This window comes from Vibrio sp. LaRot3 (assembly GCF_027587025.1).
Taxonomy (GTDB): domain Bacteria; phylum Pseudomonadota; class Gammaproteobacteria; order Enterobacterales; family Vibrionaceae; genus Vibrio.
The window spans coordinates 1-328 of sequence record NZ_JAPPTI010000035.1 but is presented as its reverse complement, the minus strand read 5'-3'; the positions used below and the strand labels follow the sequence as shown (position 1 = coordinate 328).

Genomic DNA, 328 nt, shown 5'->3' with positions numbered 1-328 from the left:
GGAACCTGGCGCTGGATCACCTCCTTATACGATGATTATTGCGATGAGTGTTCACACAGATTGGTACGGTTTAATTTAGAGCATCACGTTGGGGCTATAGCTCAGCTGGGAGAGCGCTTGCCTGGCAGGCAAGAGGTCACCGGTTCGATCCCGGTTAGCTCCACCATTCTTCTTAGGAAGAATATCGTGTCCCGTTCGTCTAGAGGCCTAGGACACCGCCCTTTCACGGCGGTAACAGGGGTTCGACTCCCCTACGGGATACCATCTTTAAACATTCTCTCTTGAGAGTTTTTAAAAATGGTTTTCATCAGAAAATCTGCTCTTTAAT

General features: G+C 48.5%; 2 tRNA genes. Both read left to right on the top strand.

The features are described from left to right. Positions 1–90 precede the first annotated feature (90 nt). Positions 91–166: transfer RNA gene (locus tag OH461_RS20090), tRNA-Ala, on the top strand. A gap of 22 nt (positions 167–188) precedes the next feature. Continuing rightward, positions 189–264: transfer RNA gene (locus OH461_RS20085), tRNA-Glu, on the top strand. Positions 265–328: the final 64 nt, after the last annotated feature.